Raw genomic sequence first — 21,155 nt, 5'->3', positions numbered from 1 at the left:
ATGGTTCTCGACTGCGCTCGATCTGACAACTATAATATAATAGAAAAAAATGAATTTAAACATACAAAATAAAAACGCCTTGGTTTGCGGAAGCACACAAGGAATAGGAAAAGCATCGGCAATAGGGTTGGCATCAGAAGGTGTAAACGTAACGTTAATTGCTCGTAACGAAGAAAAGTTGAAAGCCGTTTTGGCAGAATTGCCAAATAACAACCAAAATCACAATTATATTGTTGCTGACTTTTCGAATCCATCAGAATTAAAAGAAAAGATTGAAGCAAGTGATTTAAATTTTCACATTTTGGTAAACAATACAGGTGGCCCAGCAGGAGGACCGGTATTTAATGCGCAATTAGATGAGTTTGAACTTGCATTTACTCAACATTTAAAATGCAATCATGTATTAGTGCAAGCGGTGGTTCCGTTTATGAAAGAAGCAGGTTTTGGTAGGGTAATTAATGTGATTTCTACTTCAGTAAAACAACCTTTAGACGGCTTGGGAGTGTCGAATACTATTCGTGGAGCCGTTGCGAGTTGGTCTAAAACATTGGCAAACGAACTGGGACAGTTTAATATTACTGTAAATAACGTGTTGCCAGGTGCAACAGGAACTGAGCGTTTAAAAGAAATTATAAATAATAAAGCAGCTAAAACAGGAATGTCTGTTGAGGTGGTTTCAGAAAACATGATGAATGCTTCACCAGCAAAACGTTTTGCAAAGCCAGAAGAAATTGCCAATGCAATTGTGTTTTTAGCAAGTGAAAAAGCAAGTTTTATTAACGGAATTAACGTTCCGGTTGATGGAGGTAGAACAAAGAGTTTGTAATTTTTTTAGAAGCTATTTCCTGCTTTCGTTACTCGCTTTTTTTGCTGCTGTTCTCGATACAAATTTGTTCATACTTTACAAATTTACTCGAACTAACAGCAAAAAACAGCTCAAACAAACCACTCAATCAGGGCTAAACTTGTTTGCTGAGGTTTGTTATATAAGCGAATTGAAGGATTATTTATAAAGAGATAACAAGTTTGTAATTTAGAAACCAAATTTAGCGTTAGGGATTGCAGCGGCATCCTTTTTATAAGTTAATAAAACGGCGTCATTACGAGTGAAACGAAGTAATCTCTTTGAAGATTAGATGATATCATAGAAAGATAAAAATTTTCTTTGCAATGACATAAAAAGATACAGCGAAAAGCCCGACCTTTAGGGAACGCCAAAAAAATAGAGATATGAGTTTAGTACAGCCTTTAAATTTTAAAAAGTGGATTGATGAAAACCGTCATTTATTAAAGCCGCCAGTTGGTAACAAACAGGTTTGGGATAACGGTGAATATATTGTTATGGTTGTTGGTGGCCCAAATAATAGAAAAGATTACCATTATAATGAAACACCTGAATTTTTCTATCAGGTTGAAGGGGATATGATTTTAAAAATCATAGATGATAAAGGTACATTGATAGATGTTGAAATTAATGAAGGTGATATTTATTTATTGCCAGGAAAAGTGCCACATTCACCGCAACGTAAAGAAAATACAGTTGGTTTGGTAATTGAATATCCGCGTTCGGAAGGAATGTTAGATGCGTTAGAATGGTATTGTGAAAACTGTGGAAATCAGTTATACAGGGAAGAATTTGCACTAGATAATATCGAAACAGATATGCCTATTATTTTCGATACATATTATTCTGATAAACAGAAATGTACTTGTTCTAATTGTGGAACAACAATGGAAGCTCCAAAGAAGATTAAATAAAATATTATCGTCATTACGAGGAACGAAGTAATCTTTTTATTGATAATTAGATTGCTACAGCAAGTGAAAAGCTTTCTTCGCAATGACATCATAACACTGAAATTAATTCAGAAAGATGACTAAAAGAAAACTACGCATAAACGGACATTCACATTTATTACCATACCCAGAGCAAATACCCGCTTTTATGAGGGAAAAAGAAATTTTTTGGGTAGATGATGAGCGCAAACACATGTTACAAAAAGGTTGGAAACGACCGGTAACAGATTCTAGTTTTTTCTTGGATGAGAAACTACGTTGGATGGAAAAAAACAAGTTAGATCATGCAGTAGTTTTAAATTTGTCTCAACTCTATGGAAATGGTTTGCGTTTGGAGGAAATGAAAAAAGCTTTGCGTTTTCAGAATGATTTTAATGCAAAAGTACAGCACGATCATCCGGGGAAATTTACTTGTGGTTTTGTGGTACATCCTGGTTTTATTCAGGGTGCTTTGTGGGAAATGAAGCGTTGCGTAGAAGAGTTAGGGTTAAGAGTATTGTGTTTGCCAACGCATTTTATGGATTCTATTGGGCAATGGCGTTGTGTTTTTGATAAAGAAAATGATGCTATTTTCGAATTGGCAGATAAATATAAATTGGCAATTGAAATTCATCCGTATGACGGGGATAAAATGATAAAATTAGAAAATACCAATTGGCGTTTTCATTTAATTTGGATGTTGGCACAATGTGGTGACGCGTATCATTTTTATACTTTAAACGGTATGCAAGAGCGTTTTCCTAATATCAGAACTTGTTTTGCGCACGGAGGTCAATTGGCACAAATGAATTTAGGACGTCGTATTCAAGGATTTGATGGTAGACCTGATTTATTTGAAGGAAAAACACATCCTAGAAAAGCAGTTGGACATCCAAATATTTTCTTTGATACTTTGGTTCATGACACTGATTCATTGAAGTTAATGATAGATCGTCAGGGATCAAATCAGGTAATTATGGGCTTAGATGATCCGTATCCGTTAGGAGAAATGGAAAGCGATGCACAATCTTCGTATCCAGGAAAATTGTTAGATTTAGCGATAGAGAGAGATATTATCAATGAAAAACAATACCATGAAATTTGGGAAGATAATACGTTACGTTGGTTGTTTGGTGATGATGAAAAAGCGAAACAAGATTTGATTTCGAAAATTTTGAAGTAAGATGTCTGAAGTTACTCAATTTCATAATGTATCACACATTTTTATTTCCTTTATTGGTGCAATATTACTGTTAGCAATTTATTATAATATTAGAAATAGATTTAAACAAGTATTAGAAGAAGGAAACACAATAAAGCGTGTAGATAAAGGCTTGTTGTATTTAAGTTTTGGAATGTTAGTTTGGGTAGTTTCTGGTATTTGGGCTTATGTTGCGGGCTATTTTAGTTATACAGAAACAACCAGCTATCAAATAGGAGTAAATATTTTATCTACCATTAATAATTTATTTTGGTTATTGGCTTTGTATTATGTGCACGATGCACCAAAATTTATTTATCAGAATGAAAAGAATGTAAAAATTATAGGCATTATAATCGTGGCGGTAGCTTCACTAACAATGTTATTATCCTTTTTTGTAGGTAATGAGGTTTATTACGGTGTAAAAATAGCTGCAATTCCGGATGTTTTGCTAACTACTTTTTTGTGTTATTTAATGGGAGTTTCTTTTTTTAGAACTTTTATGCATCGAGATTTAAAGTTGGTAGCGATTATTTCAGTGGTTGTAATTTCGCTATTATTCTTGTCACAATTATATGATGTTTTTGTTGGTTTAGATAATGATTTTGTAAATCTTATGATTCGTATTATCGCCAAAACCTCTTTGGTTTCTGTCTTTTTAGTATTGGCAACAAGTTGGGTAATTCAATTAGCACATACACCAAAGCCTAATGAGATTCGAATTAAATTTTTAGATTGGTCTTTAATTCAATTAAGTGTGCCATCTAAAGGTATTTATGAAGAAAAAATCGATTTTGGTTCTAAAACAACACAGTACAAAAACTTATTAAATTTTGCCTATCGCCGAAAGTTTTCGGAAGCTACAAACCAATCGATTGTGGTAAATTCGGGAGGAGAGATTAAGAGTCAAACCTATTTAACGAGAATCGTTGATAATATAAACTCGATACTTCAGTTAGAAGAAAATGATCGATTAGAGCGCAAAGATTTAATCACATTTATAGGTGAAAGTAAATATCGTTTGCGAGTTTTACCTGAACATATTTTTATTGACGAAGCTTTGTTAAAGGAATATAAAGAATAATTATAACGTATTTAGCTGCCCTAGTAACTGAATAAGAGCACTTTTTGTTTTGGCGTATTCATAGTTGTTTTTTGCTTCTTTTAAATTGCTTTCGATTAATTTTACTTCGCGGTAATTAATTAGAAAAAGCGAACTTTCTCCTAATGAAAATTTTCTTTCTTCGCTTTTTACAATTTTTTGATAACCGTTAACTAAGTCCTCTAATATATTCTTTTGCTTTTCGTACGAAACTATTTGTTGCCTTGTAGCATTAATTTTATTCTGTAAACTTGTTTTTGTAGATGATATTTCAAAATTTAAATCTTGTAATTTAAGTTTCGCTAATTTTAATTCTCCTCGAGATTTTCTTAAAAATAAAGGAACACTCACTTGCAGTGAGTTTTTATAGTTAGACACATTAAAAGCATCTAAATTATCCACTTTAGAGCTTAGTAAATTGTATTGAAAATCAATTTTAGGAAGTAAGTTATTTGCCTTTAATTGTTTGTTGATTTCAAGGTTTCTTCTCTTTAATTCTAATAATTTTACTTTAGGATGATCATTTAAATTATTCTGAACAATGGCATTTGCTGTCGATTTTAAAAGTACATCCATCTTGCTAAAAGTTGTAACATCAGGTATCATCTCATCTTTTAACTCCATCGGAATATTAGTATCAATCCATAAATAATTAGAAAACTCTAATTTCGATTTTATGTATTTGATATTGGCTTTTTCTAAATCTAACTTTCTGCTTTTTAAATTAATACTAGCTTCTAAAGTATCTACAGCAGCTTTATCACCAGCTTTAAAACTGGTAATTACGTTTTTTAACCGCACCTGTGCGTTGGTATAATAATCCTTATAAATAGTATGTTGTTGGTAATACAAAGTCCAGTTTAAATAAGAATCAATAGCATTAAATAAAATGGTATTTATAAGAAGTTGTTGTTCTAGTTTACCTTGTTTGGTATACAGTTTAGCTTGTTTTAAAGTAGCCATTCTTTTATTAATAAATAAGTTTTTGGCTAATGGAATGGCGACACCAACATTGTATAACCCATTTTTAGGGGTTTTAGATTGTGGGTTTAAAAATTGACCTGAATTGTTTTCATAACTAGCTTTTAATTCAATTCCGTACCAAGTTGGTATTTTAAATGTTGAGGTTAAATTTTTGTAGTAATCGGTATCCTTAAATTCTTTTCTATCATAGTCAATTGCTATTTTAGGATCAAAAGCACCACGCGCTTTCATTAATTTAGCTTCGTTTGTATTTGTAATAAGTTTAGCCTGTTTTAAAACAGGATGGTGTTTTTTTACATAACCCAAACTTTCCTCTAAAGAAAGTGTGTTGATCGGTTTATTTTGAGAAAAAGAAATAAAGCTTATAAATAGATATAAAAAGGGTAATTTTTTCATTATTTCTTTTTGTTTGAACTGTTTTTAGTATTTTCTGGTTGATAAAAATTAGGAGGAAAGCTGTTAACTTGTCTCCATAATTCATACCAAATCGGTACATTTTCTAATAAAGCTATTGTTTTTGCACCCGAACCAATTCTAATCGCTTTTGGCCAAGGTTCTAGTTCGTTGTTTGGAGCAATTAAAACTCGGTATTTACCATTATTACTAATAAAATTTTCGATAGCAATTATTTTTGCTTCATACGTTCCGGTAGACATGTTTGGCCAGCCACTAAAAACTAAAGCAGGCCAACCATCGAACTGAACACGAACTTTTTCGTTAATATGTATCAGTGGTAAATCGATTGGTTTTATGTACATTTCTACAGCCAAGTCGTATACGGCAGGCATAATATTTACCAATTGCTCGCCTTCTTTAAAGGTTTCTCCTATACCAGATTTTATAGCTTTGTTTATGTAGCCATCTTGTGGTGCCGTAACGTATAACAAAGAGTTTCTTTTGTTGTAATTCGCTAAACTTGTCTCTAATTTAGAAACTTGTATTGCTGTTTCATAAGCTCCTGATTCGGCTGAATATAAACTACTTTCAGCCTTAGAAAGCTTATCCATATAAGAAGCTCCAATGCTTGAAATGGTAAGTTTTACGTTAATAATATTATTTTTAGATGTTAAAAATTTGTTTTTTTGAGAGATAACTTTTGCGGTATATTCTTGAAGTTTAGCTCTCTTTTCTTCTACCTCTTTAACAGCTTTTAAGCCCTCTTCTTGTAAAGTAAGTGTTCTGTCGTATTGAATTTTAGCAATGCCTTGTTTTATAACAATAGTTTCTAAATCGATGCTATCACTTTTAACCTTTAAATAAGCTTGTTGTAGTTTGTTTTTGGCTTGTTGTAATTTTAATCCTCGTTCATCTTTTAAAGCATTAATTTGTCTTTTTAATGCTGCTATTTTATTAGTATAAGATTCACCTGAAAGATTTTTAGAGTTTAATTGACTTCCTGTTCTTTCTGCAAGTTTAAGATCGAAATAGTCACTTTTTATTTCCGATATTCTTAATATTGTATCGCCTTTTTTAACAAAGTCACCTTCTTGAATAAACCATTCTTCTATACGACCTGGTATTTGAGACTGCAATGTTTGTGGTCTTTGGTTAGGTTTTAAAGTAGTTACGTTACCAGAACTAGTTACGTTTTGTGTCCACGGTAAAAACATCGTAACAAGTAGTATAAGTAAAAATAAAAGAAGGAGTTTTCGAAATAATTTATGATGTTCTTTTCTAAATACTTTTTTACCTGATTTAAAATTAGATAAATTTAGTTGGTTAGAAACCGAATTATTAGATATATTTAACATTGTATCTTATTTAATTATTAACAATAATACCTTTTTTAAGGGTAATTAGCTTGTTGCATTTTTCTTTCCAATTATCATTACTACTAACAATAATTAAGCTCCATGTTTGTGATGGTTTTGTTATAAAATCGATAATTTTTTTGGCTTCTTGTTTTTCTAGTTGATCTAAAGGATCTTCTAATATTAAAAGTTGAGGTTTTTTAATAATAGCTCTTGCTAAAATTATTTTTTTAGAAATAGTATAGCCAATAAGTTTTCCTTCTGGTTTTAAATGGGTGTCTAAACCATTAGGCTGATGTTTTAAAAAATCTGTTAAACCAACGATATTAAATATCGAGTAAATTTCATCATCCGTAATTGAAAGATCACCGAAAGTTACATTTTCTCTTACCGTTCCTTTAAAAGGTGTTTCTTCAGACAATGATAAACCTAAATTAGCTCTATAGTCGTTAATTTTAATGCTCTCTAATGATAAGTCATTCACAAATATATTTCCCGATGTAGGTTTTATAAGTCCGCAAATTAAGTGAATTAAACTCGATTTTCCAGAGCCACTTTCACCTTGAATTAATATTCGGTCTTTTGGATTAACATTAAAAGATATACCATTTAAAATAGCGAAATCTTTTTTATCAACATTATATGAAAGGTTCTGAATCTCAAGCTTAAAAGGTGTTGCTTTACTAATCTTACTTCCTGTTTGATTTTCAATAGGTTTATCTATTACTTGGCCTAATTTTTCAATAGCCGTAAGAACATCGTAAAAGGATTCTAAACCAATAATAAGTTTTTCTACAGAAGCAATTACTAATAATATTATTATTTCTGCAGCAACAAACTGACCAATGTTCATTTGTTGATTTAATACTAAAAAACCACCCATAAGTAATAAACCAGCTGTAATAATAACTTTAAAACTAATCATTTGAATATATTGGATAATTAATATTTTAAAATGACTTTCTCTCGAGTTTAAATAATCATTAACCAATACATCACTTCTTTCTAAGGCATGTTTTGTTTTTCCAGATAACTTAAAACTAATAATTGTTCTTGCTATTTCTTGTAACCAATGTGCTACTTTATACTTGTCTTTAGATTCATTTAAACTTGTTTCTAAACCTATTTTTGCGGTATATTTAAAGACAATATAGATTAATAACAATAATAGAAAACCAAATAATATAAAAAAAGCGTGATAAAAAGATAGCAAAAGTAGGGCAAAAACAATCTGTAAAAATGCTGAAGGAACATCAATTAAGATCTTTGAAATTCCTTTTTGAATTGTAAGTGTATCAAAAAAACGATTAGCCAATTCAGGTGGATAATAATTTCTTAACTCGCTCATTTTAATTTTAGGAAATCGATAACTAAGCTCTATAGATGCTCTGGTGAAAATACGTTGCTGTATGGTTTCTATAATTCTTATTTGCATTAGTTTTAAAACGCCACTGAAAGCAACTCCTATTGTAACCAATATTACCAAAACAATCCATGAAGCAGAAACCTGAGCACCTTGTAATAAATTTATAATGGCTTGTATTCCTAATGGAAGTGACAAAGCAACGATACCTTCAAAAACGGCATAGTATGATATTTGTAAAACATCTTTTCTCTCTAGTTTTAAAAGGCCTAAAAAACGTTGCCAAGGAGTTAATGGGTTATTATCTGTCATTTGAAAGAGTATTTAATGTTAGATTAAGAAAAAATGAAGTAATAGAAATAGTATCATTACAATTAGTTAATGACTTAAAATGTTGCTTAATAAATTGCTGATGTAGAGCGCCTTCAATAACAGTGCTAGCCAATGTTAAAGGATGTTGATAAGAGTTCTTATAATTGGTAACAATATCGGCGAAACGCTTTACTACTTCTTTATATAGTTTAAAGAAACCTTCTTTATTTTCTGAGTCTACTTCTTTTGTAGAATATGATTTAGAGTTTTCATTAATTACAATTAAATTTAGTAAAATTTCATTTATATGTGAAAAGTTACTGTCTTGTTCTGTTGTTTTAGTAACTATACTTATGGCTTTAACTAATTTTTCTTTCGGATCATTTATGCTATAAGTTTCTATTACTAATTGATATTGTACCCAACCCCAATACCATGAAGTTAAGTAAACTAAAAGCTTATGTTTACTTTCAAAATACCTGTATATAGAGCTTTCATTAGAACCAATTAATTTTCCCAACTTTTTAAAAGTAAAGTTTTCAAAACCAACCTCTTCTATTAACTTAATACTGTTTTCTACAATTCTTTTCCCTAAATCAGATGTTTCAGGGTCTTTGATATAAATTCCACAAGGAATTTCAATTTTAATATTAGCTAATAAACTTTTCATAAAATAATATTTACACATGCAAATATAATAGTAATACTATTATAAAAGAAAGTATATATGTTATTTTATTTTAAAATTGATATTATTGTCAATAACAAAAACTCACAAACACTTATTTTTTAGTACAATTAACTACAAAGCTTTTTAAACGGTTGGTGTAAAAATACATTTGTAAAAACATATTTATTTTATGAAAACACACACATCTACATCCGATTTTATAGGACATCCTAAGGGATTGTTATATTTATTTTTTGCTGAACTATGGGAACGATTTTCGTTTTACGGAATGCGAGCACTACTTGTTCTTTATATGACAAAGCATTTATTGTATTCTGATGAAATGTCATTCGGAGTATACGCGGCATACATGTCACTCGTATATGTAACACCAATGATTGGTGGTATTCTTGCTGATAAAATACTAGGTTTTAGAAAAGCTATTTTATTAGGAGGTGTATTAATGGCATTAGGTCATTTCCTACTAACCTTCGAGCAACCATTTTTTTTCTATGGATCATTGGCTTTAATTATTGTAGGAAACGGATTCTTTAAGCCAAACATTTCTTCGTTTGTAGGTAATTTATACGAACAAGGAGATGTGCGTAGAGATGCGGGATTTACAATTTTTTATATGGGAATAAATATTGGTGGCGCAATTGCTCCTTTAGCTTGTGCATGGTTTGCCGAGACTTATGGTTGGCATTATGGTTTTGTATTAGCCGGAATTGGTATGTTGTTAGGGTTGCTTGTGTTTCAAAGAGGTCTTAAAAATAATACTTTTGAAGATAAAGGTTTGGTTACAAATAAGGAGTTGTATAATGAACCAATTTTCGGATTAAAAAAAGGAACTGCCATTATTATTGCCGCATTTTTATCGTTGCCAATTTTTGCTTTGATTATACGATTTCATCAGTTTGAGCATTATTTAGTTTGGGTAGTTTCAGTATTTTTAATTTTCTACATCGCTTATATTTTAAAACAAGTAAGTAAAACAGAAAAACAGCGTTTATTGGTTGCTGTGTATTTTACAGTTTTATATACATTATTCGCAGCCATTTTTGAGCAAGCAGGTAGTTCGTTAACGCTTTTTGCAGATAGAAATGTAAATTTAGTAGGTATGAGCGCAGCAGGAACCAATAGTATTAACTCGTGTTTTATAATTTTGTTAGCAATTCCGTTTTCTATTTTATGGACATTTTTGAGTAAAATAAATAAGAATCCTAATTCGGTAATTAAATTCGGACTTGGGTTATTATTTCTTGGACTTGGTTTTATTATTTTTGGTATGTCGGCAAATCAAGTAGATGAATTTGCAAAAACACCAATGCTTTATTTGGTTGTTGGTTATTTAGTGCTAACAATAGGTGAGTTATTTTTATCACCAATAGGTTTATCTAAAATGACAGAATTATCGCCGATTAAATATGTTTCTTTTATTATGGGGGTATGGTTTTCGGCAAATTTTTATGGCCACTTCTTCGCAGGGAAAATTGCAAAACTAACAACTGTTTCAGAAGGTGATTTAGGGCTGTTTTCGACCGGTATGTTTGGTGAAATTACTCAGTTTATAACAGGTTTATCAAATTGTGTAGTTTTAGAAAAAGGTGTTATTTTTCAGCAATTATACTCTTATGTTTCGGTGTATGCAAGTTTCGGAGTAATGGCATCTTTTGTAGGGGTTTTAGTCATCATGTTTTCATCACCAATAAAAAGAAGAATGCATAATATTCATTAAAATAATTAATACATGAAAAAGAGAATAGTACTAATCGTTTGTTTACTGTTATTAATAAGCTGTAAAAAAGAGGTTGCCAATGTGGCGTTTAAAAACATAAAAACCGATGAATTCGAATTACTTGTTTCCAAGCAACAAAAGGGATTATTAATCTTATTTCCCGGAGGAGGAGGTAGTGCAGGAAAAATTAAAAAAGAGTTTGATATTGTACAGAAAGCAAACGAAAAAGGAGTTTCATTACTGCTAATAAACTTTGCGAGAAAATTATGGATAGAGAAAGAAGACAGCGCAAAATTAACTGCCTTAATTCTTGAAACCATCAAAAAGAATAACTTAAAAACTGACAATATTTATATTGGAGGGATGTCTATAGGTGGTAATTTGGCATTAACATTGTCTGATTATTTACTAAAAAATAAAATAGTAGCTGTTAAAGGAACTTTTATAGTAGATTCTCCTATCGACTTATTTGGGTTGTATGAAAGTTCTGTAAAAGATATTCAGCGAAAGGATTTTTCTGAAGAACGTTTGGCGGAACCAAAATGGATTGTCAGTTTTTTTGAAGAACGATTTACTAAAGATTCGTTGCTAAGTAATATTCAGCAGGTTTCTCCTTTTACTTATAAAACAGAAAACTTTAATAATATTTATAGTTTGAAAAAAGCGAAACTCCGTTTATATACAGAACCAGATGAACGTTGGTGGAAAGAAGTTCGTAAAACCGATTATGAATCGACCAATGCATACCGAATCAGAAAATTAAATGATTTATTAGTCGCCAATAGTTGGAAAAAAGTAACATTAATAGAAACAAATAATAAAGGGTATAGAGCGAACGGAAAGCGGAACCCTCATAGTTGGTCTATTGTAAATGTTGATGATTTATTAGAATGGATATTAACCTAAAAAAAGAAAGCCTTAGATAAAATCTAAGGCTTTCTTTTATAAGTATAAAAATAATTTTTATTTAAAAGTAGATGTAATGTTAATAGCAACATCGTCCCAAGTTTTAGAAACACCGTCAGCTCCTTTATGTAAATCTTTACAAACTTCGTTTAAAGAGTTTAAAGCTTTATCAGCATTCCAGTGTGTAATTTTAAGATTACCTTTTAAAGTAAAAACCTTACCATCAATACTGTATTTAAAATCCATTTTTTTGGTAACACCGTTCATTGTTAAATCAGAATAACCAATAGAATCGTTTTCTAAAACTAATTTCCCAGAAAGTAACTCTGTTTTGTCCATAATTCCAAAAAAGAACTTTTTTATTTTAAAGTCTCTACTAGAATCTTTAGTAAAAAGACTGCTTACCGGAATAGAAAATTCAGCATTATTAATTGCTTCTTTAGCTGTTGTTCCATCACCATTAGCGGTTATTGTTACTTTTTTAAAAGAACCACCTACAGGTATTTTTTCACTTGTTTTATAGGCTGTAAAGTTTATTTCATTGTTTGCTTCTTGCAAAGAGAAAGGTGCGTTGTTTTCTAGTTTAATTTCTTCTTTTTCAGATGTTTCTTTTTTTGCTTCTGATTTACAAGAAGTAAAGTTTGCTAAAGCAGCAAATACGAATAAAGAATAAATGATTTTTTTCATGATATTTATTTTATAATTGAATTAACTAAGTTGATGTATTCTTGTTTAGCTTCATCTTCTGTCATGCCTTGTAATTGAATCCATGCATTAAATTTAAACGCATTTCGTAAGTCATGATTGCTATTAAAAGTAAATTTATCTCCTTTTACAGCTTGTTTGTAATATGCATAGAATTTAAGCATAATATCAGGTGGCAGCTTTTTTTTATAACTAGAAGCTTTTTTATAAGCTTTATTAAACTGTATATCTAAATCACTCATCATATAAAGAAGAATCAGGTAAGAAAGTAATTATATTATATAGTGTATATACAAATATACGAAAGGAGCAAGGAAAAACAAACTATCAAGCCTGTCTAATAAACCGCCATGCCCAGGCATAATTGTACCACTGTCTTTTACGTTTGATTGTCTCTTAAACTTAGATTCTACCAAGTCGCCTAAAGAACCAAGAACGGCAACAATAATCGCAATAATAATCCAATTTAATATTGAAAATATACCAGAGTAATAACCAATTAAAAATCCGGCTAAAACAGCAAATAATAATCCGCCAATAAAACCTTCAATCGTTTTTTTGGGAGATACCGATTCAAATAATTTATGTTTACCAAAGTTTTTACCAACGATAAAAGCAAAACTATCATTCGTCCAAATCATTAAAATAATATAGATAATTACATTTGGATGGTAATTGTTATCTATAAGAGGTAGTTTTATTAAGAAGTAAAAAGGCAGTATTAAGTATATTACTTGTAAAAATATTTTTTGCGCTAAACTATCTGTCTTTATAGGTTTTGTGCTTATTAATAAATAGATCAGTATTAATAAACCTGAGAAAGAAAATCCTGTTAAATAATTTGTGTAATTATTAGGGATTTCAATCGTAGATAAATATATAAACCCTGCTAAAAGAACATAGGGTATAATATTTTTCGATTTTAGCATTCTCGAAAACTCAAAAACACATATTACTGAAAATATCGCCATTAATCCTATATATGATTCTTTAGAGAAAAGGATAGCGGAAATAAAAAGTACAGCATAAACAAGTCCAGAAATACTTCTTGTTATAAGGTTGCGCATAGTTTATAAATCTTCAAATAGCAGCAAATATAAGTTTTTTGAGTTACTATTACCATAACTTAAAAAACTATCATCGTCAACATCTATTTTGTAGTTGGTGGTTGAACTAATATTGGTAGGTATATTACCACTAAAGTGCGTTTTTATACCCGTTAAACCTTCACCCATATTATTTACTAATTGGCTAGTAGTAGCATACACGATAAAGTGTTCTGAATGGGATGTTAGTTTATTGCTTCCGAGTTGGTGAGAAGAAAACAATATGTTTCCGTTATTAGCTATTAGGTGTTCACAAGAAGTGAAAAAAGGAACAGATTCAGAAGGGTATTTCTGAATATTAACATCTATATTTTTAGTTATTTTTAATAAGTCAAAATCAGAACATGTAATTGTATCCCAATTATTTTCTTGTAAAATATGTTTTAAATTATTTGACACTTCATCAATAGAGGTAGAGTATAAAAATTTACCTCCTTTATTAATAAAATTGTGAACAAAAGAATCATCTAAAGATAAGTTAACTTCCTGTTCGTTAATTAACTTCTCTTCAGATGATTTTTTATATGATTTGTATATTTTTTTAAAAAAATTCATTCAAATAAAAACTATTCTTCTATTACTGGATTAGTTTTATTTTCTTTCTTTTCAAAAGGTCTTTCACCAAATATCTTTTCTAAATCAGCTTTAAACATAACTTCTTTTTCTAACAATAAATCAGCAAGTAAGTTAAGTTTATCTTTGTGTTCACTTAAAAGATCAATAGCTCTTTGATATTGAAATTCAATCATTTTAGAAATTTCTTCGTCAATGGTCTTAGCAGTATCATCACTATATGGCTTTACAAAAGAATCATTTCCTGATGAGTCGTAATAGGTAATATTACCTACTTTTTCGTTTAATCCATATACAGTAACCATAGCGCGAGCTTGTTTGGTAACTTTTTCTAAATCACTTAATGCACCAGTAGAAATTTTATTGAACATTAACTTTTCAGCAGCTCTACCACCCATTGTAGCACACATTTCGTCAAGCATTTGCTCTGTTTGAATAATCTTTCTTTCTTCAGGAAGATACCAGGCAGCACCTAATGACTGGCCACGAGGAACAATAGTTACTTTTACTAACGGAGCTGCGTGTTCTAACATCCAACTTACGGTAGCATGACCAGCTTCATGAAAAGCAATAACTTTCTTTTCTTTTGGCGTGATTACCTTGTTTTTCTTTTCTAAACCACCAACTATTCTATCAACAGCATCTAAGAAATCTTGATGCTCAATAGCCTCCTTATTGTTTCTTGCAGCGATTAAAGCAGCTTCGTTACATAAGTTAGCAATGTCTGCACCAGAAAACCCTGGAGTTTGCTGTGCTAGCAATTCTAAATCAGCATTTTCGGCTAATTTTAATGGTTTAATATGTACTTCAAAGATTTCTCTACGTTCATGTAAATCAGGTAAGTCAACATATATCTGACGGTCAAAACGTCCCGCTCGCATTAAAGCCTTATCTAATACATCAGCACGGTTAGTAGCTGCTAATACAATAACATTTGTATCAGTACCAAAACCATCCATTTCTGTTAAAAGTTGATTTAATGTGTTTTCGCGTTCATCATTACCACCTGTCATGCTGTTTTTACCTCTTGCACGACCAATAGCATCAATCTCATCAATAAAAATTATAGAAGGAGATTTTTGTTGCGCTTGTTTAAATAAATCTCTTACACGAGACGCACCAACGCCTACAAACATTTCTACGAAATCAGATCCTGATAAAGAGAAAAAAGGAACTCCAGCTTCACCTGCAACAGCTTTTGCTAAGAGGGTTTTACCTGTTCCAGGAGGTCCTACTAATAAGGCTCCTTTAGGTATCTTACCACCAAGTTTTGTGTATTTTTCAGGTGTTTTTAAGAAATCTACAATTTCTTGAATTTCTTCTTTTGCTCCTTCTAAACCAGCAACATTTTTAAAGGTTGTTTTTACCTTGGTGTTTTCATCAAATAATTTAGCTTTTGATTTACCAATATTAAATATTTGACCACCGCCACCGGCTCCAGATCCACCACCAGACATTCTTTTCATAAAGAAAAGCCAGATACCGATTAATAAAATAAAAGGAAGAAAGTCGAACAATGTTTTTACCAAACTTGTAGGCTCTACATTAGTTCTATCAAAATCAAGATTGTTTTCGGCTTTCTCTTTTTTAATTTCATTTTCGAAATTTTGTAAATCTCCAAAATTATAAGTGTACAAAGGAGATCCTTTTCTGTAAAAAGGAGAATCTGTTATTTTTTTGTGCTGTTCTTTCTTCTCAGCTTCGCTTTTTAAGAATATCTGAGCAACATTATTATTTTCAATAACGATTTTTTGAATATCGTTTTCTTGTAAAATTTCATGAAACTCGTTCTTAGAAATGCTTCTAGAACCTAAGTCGTTTGAGTTAAAGAAACTCAATCCTAACAGGACAACTAATATCGGAATGTATATCCAAAATGAATTAAAACTAAATTTTGGAGGATTTTTTTTCTTATCACTCATAAATAATATGTGTAAATTATTAGCAATTAAGCTGGGTTAATTTCAGTGATTTTAGCATCACCCCAAAGACTTTCAATATCGTAATAGTCACGTACTTGTTTTTGAAAAATATGAACAACAACATTCACATAATCCATTAAAACCCATTCAGAGTTTCCTTGCCCTTCAATATGCCAAGGTTTATCTTTAAGTTCTTTGCTTACCATTTTTTGTACAGAACCTGAAATGGCGTTTACTTGAGTGTTTGAATTTCCTGAACAGATTATAAAATAATCACATACAGTATTTTCTATTCCTCTTAAATCTAGTAATTGGATGTTTTCTCCTTTTACCTCATCAATACCTTTTATAATCACAGCGATTAAATCGTCTGTGCTTGCTTGTTTTTTAGTCATCAAAAAAAATTAAGTTTTTAGCAAAGTTATTATTTTTTTGTGAGTTATTTGCTTAATATTGATACTTGTTTTACTCACAAAACTTCTATGAAAATAATCAAACTTAATGCCATTGATTCAACTAATTCTTTTTTAAAGGATATGGCAGCAAAAGTAAAGGTCGGTGATTTTACTGTAGTAATTGCAAAAACTCAAACAGCTGGCAGAGGACAAATGAATGCTAACTGGATTGTAGATGCAGGTAAGAGCTTGACTTTTAGTGTTTTTTGTGAGTTATCTAACCTTAGTATTGCTGATTTTAAGTATTTGAATTATTGTGTTTCTTTGAGTGTTTATGAAGCAGTTAAAGATTTGAAACTACCTCGATTAGCTATAAAATGGCCCAACGACATTATGTCAGAAAACAAAAAAATAGCAGGTATTTTAATTGAAAACACTTTTAATTTATCCGAAATTAGTTCATCTGTCATAGGGATTGGTATTAATGTAAATCAAAATAGTTTTTCAATTGATTTGCCAAATGCTTCTTCCATAAAAATGATTATTGGTAGAGAAGTAGATTTAGAATTGTTATTTGACAAAGCTTTACAGTGCTTAAAACAAAAAATAGCATTGCTGAATAAAAAGGAGTATACTTTTTTAGAAGAGGAATATTTAAAGGTATTGTATAAAAAAAATGTTCCGAGCATGTTTAAAACAGCTCAAAACATTTTGTTTATGGGTAAAATTGTTGGAGTTTCCGATACTGGTAATCTCCAAATCGAATTAGAAAACGAAACGATTAAAGAATTTGGAATTAAAGAAGTTTCGTTTGCCTAATTTATATTTTTGCTATATTCTCAGTTAAAGTTTCAATAAACTTAGTTAATGGTTTTTTTACCATCATTGCCATCATCGCATTAAATTCACCGTCAAACTTTAAAGTAACCTCACTTTTATTGTCAGAAATTTCACTAATATCTGCTGATAAAGTGAAAGGTAATTTACTACTAGCAGCACCTAATGTAATATTAGAATACTCTGTTTTATCTTTCATTACCAATCTTATTTCAGGCATTCCTTTTAAACCAAAAATAAAACTATCGCCATCTACTTCAAATTTCTGAGTGTTTTCTGGCATTAATTGTTCGAAGTTCTCTAATTTGATTAAAAAATCAAATACTTCTTTAGGTGATTTCTTTACAATTACTTTGTTTCCTTCAATATTCATTATATCTTATTTTTCGTTTTGTTTCCATTTACTAGGTGCTACTCTCCAATCTTCTAACAATCTTAATTCTTCACTAGTAATATATTTACTATCTAAAGCCTGCTCAAGTAGGTATTCGTAATTGCTTAAGGTAGTTAGTTCTACACGATCGTTTTTAAAGTTTTCGGTAGCAATGTCAAATCCGTATGAAAAAATTGCAATCATACCTTTAACTGTTGCGTTTGCTTCTTTTAAAGCTTTAACCGCATTTAAGCTACTTTTACCTGTGCTAATAAGATCTTCAATAACAACCACATTCTGACCGCTATCTAAATGTCCTTCTATTTGGTTTTTACGGCCATGTTTTTTAGGTTCTGGTCGTACGTATATAAAAGGAACTCCTAGTTCTTGAGCAACTAACATACCAATTGCAATTGCACCGGTAGCAACACCAGCAATTACATCGGGTTTACCATGTTTCTCTTCAACCAATTTAGCAATCTTTTCTTTTAAGAAATTTCTAACTGGTGGGTAAGATAGGGTTACTCTATTGTCGCAGTAAATTGGTGATTTCCAACCAGAAGCCCATGTAAAAGGCTCTTGAGGGCTTAATTTAATAGCTTTTATTTGCAGAAGAAGTTCGGCAGTTTTTTTTGCTGTATCTTTGTTAAAATCCATAACGCAAATGTATAAAGTTTTTGTTAATGATAAACCAATAATCTTTACAACTTCAGTAAAAAATGAAGAAGATTATGTTGTTTATATTTACAAAAATACAATTATAGAAGAACTTATTTATAAGTTAAAACTAGGCAAATTAAAAGGTGTTTATCTTTGTACTAGTAATTTGGAAGAAGATTGGGAGATCTTTAAAATGAAATTTAAGGTTCTTGTTGCCGCAGGCGGACTCGTTTTAAACGATAAAAAAGAAATTTTATTTATTTACAGAGGTAGTAAATGGGATTTGCCAAAGGGAAGACAAGAAAAAGGAGAGAATATAAAGGAAACAGCAATAAGAGAAGTTGAAGAAGAATGCGGTATTACAAACCTTAAAATAGATAAAAAACTAATTAAAACATATCACTTTTTTATTCAGAAAGGAAAACATCGATTAAAAGAAACACATTGGTACTTAATGTCTTCATCTTACAAAGGTATACTAACTCCGCAGTTAGAAGAAGGTATAACCAAAGTAATGTTTAAGGATGCTGAGGCTACAAATAAAGCGTTAAAAAGTACATTTTCTAACATTGTTATGGTTTATAAATTTTATGTAAAATCATTAAAAAAATGACACTCTGTCATTGTTGCTAAATAACTTCATTAGTTTTTCTGCCAAAACAAAAGTAAAAACTAGTTGGCACACAGTTTGACTATTACTAATCGTAAAATTGAATTAAAAATTTAAGATAAATAGTTATTAGTTATGAGTAAAATTATAGGAATTGATTTAGGAACCACAAATTCATGTGTTTCTGTAATGGAAGGGAATGAACCAGTTGTTATTCCTAACGCAGAAGGAAAAAGAACTACACCATCTATCGTAGCATTCGTAGAAGGAGGAGAACGTAAAGTTGGTGATCCAGCAAAGCGTCAAGCAGTTACTAACCCAACAAAAACAGTTTATTCTATTAAACGTTTTATGGGTAATAAATTTTCTGATTCTTCAAAAGAAGCAGGAAGAGTACCTTATAAAGTAGTAAAAGGAGATAACGATACGCCTCGTGTAGATATCGATGGTCGTTTATATACGCCACAAGAAATTTCTGCAATGGTATTACAGAAAATGAAGAAAACAGCTGAAGACTATTTAGGTCAAGATGTTTCTGAAGCTGTAATTACTGTACCTGCATATTTTAACGATGCACAACGTCAGGCTACAAAAGAAGCTGGTGAAATTGCAGGTTTAAAAGTTAGAAGAATTATTAACGAACCAACTGCAGCTGCTTTAGCTTATGGTTTAGATAAATCTCACGATGATAAAAAAATCGTTGTTTTTGATTTTGGTGGTGGAACACATGATGTTTCTATCTTAGAATTAGGAGACGGTGTATTTGAAGTATTAGCTACTGATGGTGATACACATTTAGGTGGAGATGACGTTGATGAAAGAATTATTAACTGGTTAGCAGAAGAATTTATTGCTGACGAAGCAATGGATTTACGTAAAGATCCAATGTCTTTACAACGTTTAAAAGAAGCTGCTGAAAAAGCGAAGATTGAATTATCTAGCACAACTTCATCAGAAATTAACTTACCATATATTACTGCTACTGCTTCAGGACCAAAGCACTTAGTTAGAACATTAACAAGATCTAAGTTTGAAGCTTTAATCGATGATTTAATTAAAAGAACTATTGAACCTTGTGCAACTGCTTTAAAAAATGCGGATTTAACAATCGATGAAATCGATGAAATCGTATTAGTAGGTGGATCAACTCGTATTCCTGCAATTCAGGAAGCTGTTGAAAAATTCTTTAAAAAATCACCAAGTAAAGGAGTAAATCCTGACGAAGTAGTATCTTTAGGAGCTGCAATTCAAGGTGGAGTTTTATCTGGAGATGTAAAAGACGTATTATTATTAGATGTTACGCCTTTATCATTAGGAATTGAAACAATGGGTAACGTATTCACAAAGTTAATCGATGCGAATACTACGATTCCAACAAAAAAATCTCAAGTATTCTCTACAGCTGTAGATAATCAACCATCTGTAGATATTCACGTTTTACAAGGTGAAAGAGCAATGGCAGCAGATAACAATACAATTGGTCGTTTCCAATTAACAGATATTCCACCAGCACAAAGAGGAGTTCCTCAAATTGAAGTAACTTTCGATATCGATGCAAACGGAATCATCAAAGTATCTGCATCTGATAAAGCTACAGGGAAAACTCAAGATATTAAGATTGAGGCTTCTTCAGGATTATCAGAAGAAGAAATCGAAAAAATGAAAGCTGATGCAGAAGCAAATGCTGATGCAGATGCAAAAGCAAAAGAAACTGCTGAAAAAATCAATGAAGCAGATTCTATGATTTTTCAAACAGAAAAGCAATTAAAAGAATTTGGTGAAAAATTATCTGACGATAAGAAAGCGCCAATTGAAGCTGCTTTAGTAGAATTAAAAGCTGCTCATGAATCTGGAGATACTTCTAGAATTGATAGTGCTTTAACTACTATTAATGATGCATGGAAAGCTGCTTCTGAAGAGATGTATGCTGATAAAGGTGCCGCAGGAGCTCAACAAGCGCAACCAGAAGCAAATACTGCTCAGGAAGACAATGTTGAGGATGTAGATTTCGAAGAAGTAAAGTAATTTACTGAATAGAAGTTAAAACATAACGTTTTATAAATATAAAATCCATTACAAGAAATTGTAATGGATTTTTTTATTTTCATTATTTTAATAATAACTACATTTGAAAATGTATGTTTAAAAATATATTGTAAAAAAAATAAGTA

General features: G+C 30.8%; 21 protein-coding genes. 9 read left to right on the top strand and 12 right to left on the bottom strand.

Annotation, left to right across the window (positions count from 1 at the left end; all coding sequences use genetic code 11):
• Window positions 1-49: 49 nt before the first annotated feature.
• The 4 genes from H0I30_RS03715 (at window position 50) to H0I30_RS03700 (ending at window position 4,061) form a co-directional block, all read left to right on the top strand.
• Window positions 50-826: an SDR family oxidoreductase gene (locus H0I30_RS03715; RefSeq protein ID WP_218772973.1), complete on the top strand. Its 777-nt coding sequence runs from the start codon at window positions 50-52 to the stop codon at window positions 824-826.
• A gap of 404 nt (window positions 827-1,230) precedes the next feature.
• Complete coding sequence (locus H0I30_RS03710; RefSeq protein WP_218772972.1) at window positions 1,231-1,758, top strand: 3-hydroxyanthranilate 3,4-dioxygenase; 528 nt, start codon at window positions 1,231-1,233, stop codon at window positions 1,756-1,758.
• A 115-nt stretch (window positions 1,759-1,873) separates the two neighbouring features.
• Window positions 1,874-2,959, top strand: a complete 1,086-nt coding sequence (locus H0I30_RS03705) for an amidohydrolase family protein (protein WP_218772971.1) — start codon at window positions 1,874-1,876, stop codon at window positions 2,957-2,959.
• A gap of 1 nt (window position 2,960) precedes the next feature.
• A complete protein-coding gene (locus H0I30_RS03700) occupies window positions 2,961-4,061 on the top strand; it encodes a hypothetical protein (RefSeq protein ID WP_218772970.1) in 1,101 nt (366 codons plus the stop codon).
• Here the strand turns inward: H0I30_RS03700 and H0I30_RS03695 are convergent, their stop codons facing one another.
• From H0I30_RS03695 to H0I30_RS03680, 4 genes are read right to left on the bottom strand one after another with little or no spacing between them, the layout of a single operon-like run.
• Complete coding sequence (locus H0I30_RS03695; protein ID WP_218772969.1) at window positions 4,062-5,459, bottom strand: TolC family protein; 1,398 nt, start codon at window positions 5,457-5,459, stop codon at window positions 4,062-4,064.
• Complete coding sequence (locus H0I30_RS03690; protein WP_218772968.1) at window positions 5,459-6,814, bottom strand: HlyD family secretion protein; 1,356 nt, start codon at window positions 6,812-6,814, stop codon at window positions 5,459-5,461. The genes H0I30_RS03695 and H0I30_RS03690 overlap by 1 nt, the downstream gene beginning before the upstream one ends.
• 10 nt (window positions 6,815-6,824) lie before the next feature.
• On the bottom strand, window positions 6,825-8,489 hold the full coding sequence (locus H0I30_RS03685; RefSeq protein ID WP_218772967.1) for a peptidase domain-containing ABC transporter: 1,665 nt from the start codon (window positions 8,487-8,489) through the stop codon (window positions 6,825-6,827).
• Window positions 8,479-9,159 (bottom strand): TetR/AcrR family transcriptional regulator, encoded by a 681-nt coding sequence (locus H0I30_RS03680; RefSeq protein ID WP_218772966.1) that lies wholly within the window; start codon window positions 9,157-9,159, stop codon window positions 8,479-8,481. The genes H0I30_RS03685 and H0I30_RS03680 overlap by 11 nt, the downstream gene beginning before the upstream one ends.
• Before the next feature lie 190 nt (window positions 9,160-9,349).
• Here H0I30_RS03680 and H0I30_RS03675 point away from each other — a divergent pair, with 190 nt between their 5' ends.
• Window positions 9,350-10,897: a peptide MFS transporter gene (locus H0I30_RS03675; RefSeq protein WP_218772965.1), complete on the top strand. Its 1,548-nt coding sequence runs from the start codon at window positions 9,350-9,352 to the stop codon at window positions 10,895-10,897.
• Window positions 10,898-10,909: 12 nt separating this feature from the next.
• Window positions 10,910-11,803 carry a hypothetical protein gene (locus H0I30_RS03670; RefSeq protein WP_218772964.1) on the top strand — a complete coding sequence of 298 codons (894 nt, stop codon included), beginning with the start codon at window positions 10,910-10,912 and terminating at the stop codon, window positions 11,801-11,803.
• Between the two features lie 57 nt (window positions 11,804-11,860).
• Here H0I30_RS03670 and H0I30_RS03665 read toward each other — a convergent pair whose 3' ends face one another.
• The 6 genes from H0I30_RS03665 to rsfS are packed head-to-tail and all read right to left on the bottom strand — an operon-like array spanning window position 11,861 to window position 16,504.
• A complete protein-coding gene (locus tag H0I30_RS03665; protein WP_218772963.1) occupies window positions 11,861-12,490 on the bottom strand; it encodes a YceI family protein in 630 nt (209 codons plus the stop codon).
• A gap of 5 nt (window positions 12,491-12,495) precedes the next feature.
• Window positions 12,496-12,750 (bottom strand): acyl-CoA-binding protein, encoded by a 255-nt coding sequence (locus H0I30_RS03660; protein ID WP_218772962.1) that lies wholly within the window; start codon window positions 12,748-12,750, stop codon window positions 12,496-12,498.
• 30 nt (window positions 12,751-12,780) lie between these two features.
• Window positions 12,781-13,575: a phosphatidate cytidylyltransferase gene (locus tag H0I30_RS03655; RefSeq protein WP_218772961.1), complete on the bottom strand. Its 795-nt coding sequence runs from the start codon at window positions 13,573-13,575 to the stop codon at window positions 12,781-12,783.
• A 3-nt stretch (window positions 13,576-13,578) separates the two neighbouring features.
• Window positions 13,579-14,169, bottom strand: coding sequence for a hypothetical protein (locus H0I30_RS03650; RefSeq protein ID WP_218772960.1), 591 nt, complete (start codon window positions 14,167-14,169; stop codon window positions 13,579-13,581).
• Window positions 14,170-14,180: 11 nt separating this feature from the next.
• Window positions 14,181-16,109 carry an ATP-dependent zinc metalloprotease FtsH gene (gene ftsH / locus H0I30_RS03645; RefSeq protein ID WP_218772959.1) on the bottom strand — a complete coding sequence of 643 codons (1,929 nt, stop codon included), beginning with the start codon at window positions 16,107-16,109 and terminating at the stop codon, window positions 14,181-14,183.
• A 26-nt stretch (window positions 16,110-16,135) separates the two neighbouring features.
• Entirely contained in the window at window positions 16,136-16,504 is a 369-nt protein-coding gene (rsfS, locus tag H0I30_RS03640) for a ribosome silencing factor (protein ID WP_218772958.1), read from the bottom strand.
• 87 nt (window positions 16,505-16,591) lie between these two features.
• Between rsfS and H0I30_RS03635 the strand changes: the two genes are divergently transcribed.
• Window positions 16,592-17,323 (top strand): biotin--[acetyl-CoA-carboxylase] ligase, encoded by a 732-nt coding sequence (locus tag H0I30_RS03635; protein ID WP_218772957.1) that lies wholly within the window; start codon window positions 16,592-16,594, stop codon window positions 17,321-17,323.
• Between the two features lies 1 nt (window position 17,324).
• On the opposite strand, the gene H0I30_RS03630 is transcribed toward H0I30_RS03635, so the two are convergent.
• Both H0I30_RS03630 and pyrE read right to left on the bottom strand, forming a co-directional pair.
• Window positions 17,325-17,714, bottom strand: coding sequence for an SRPBCC family protein (locus tag H0I30_RS03630; protein ID WP_218772956.1), 390 nt, complete (start codon window positions 17,712-17,714; stop codon window positions 17,325-17,327).
• A 6-nt stretch (window positions 17,715-17,720) separates the two neighbouring features.
• Window positions 17,721-18,371: an orotate phosphoribosyltransferase gene (gene pyrE, locus H0I30_RS03625; RefSeq protein WP_218772955.1), complete on the bottom strand. Its 651-nt coding sequence runs from the start codon at window positions 18,369-18,371 to the stop codon at window positions 17,721-17,723.
• Window positions 18,372-18,378: 7 nt separating this feature from the next.
• Between pyrE and H0I30_RS03620 the strand changes: the two genes are divergently transcribed.
• Window positions 18,379-18,987, top strand: a complete 609-nt coding sequence (locus H0I30_RS03620) for an NUDIX hydrolase (RefSeq protein ID WP_218772954.1) — start codon at window positions 18,379-18,381, stop codon at window positions 18,985-18,987.
• Window positions 18,988-19,119: 132 nt separating this feature from the next.
• On the top strand, window positions 19,120-21,009 hold the full coding sequence (gene dnaK / locus H0I30_RS03615) for a molecular chaperone DnaK (protein ID WP_218772953.1): 1,890 nt from the start codon (window positions 19,120-19,122) through the stop codon (window positions 21,007-21,009).
• Window positions 21,010-21,155 lie beyond the last annotated feature (146 nt).

Source organism: Tenacibaculum sp. AHE14PA (assembly GCF_019278465.1).
Lineage (GTDB): Bacteria > Bacteroidota > Bacteroidia > Flavobacteriales > Flavobacteriaceae > Polaribacter > Polaribacter bernardetii.
Note: the sequence above shows the minus strand (reverse complement) of the source record. Positions and strands in the feature narration are given on the sequence as shown.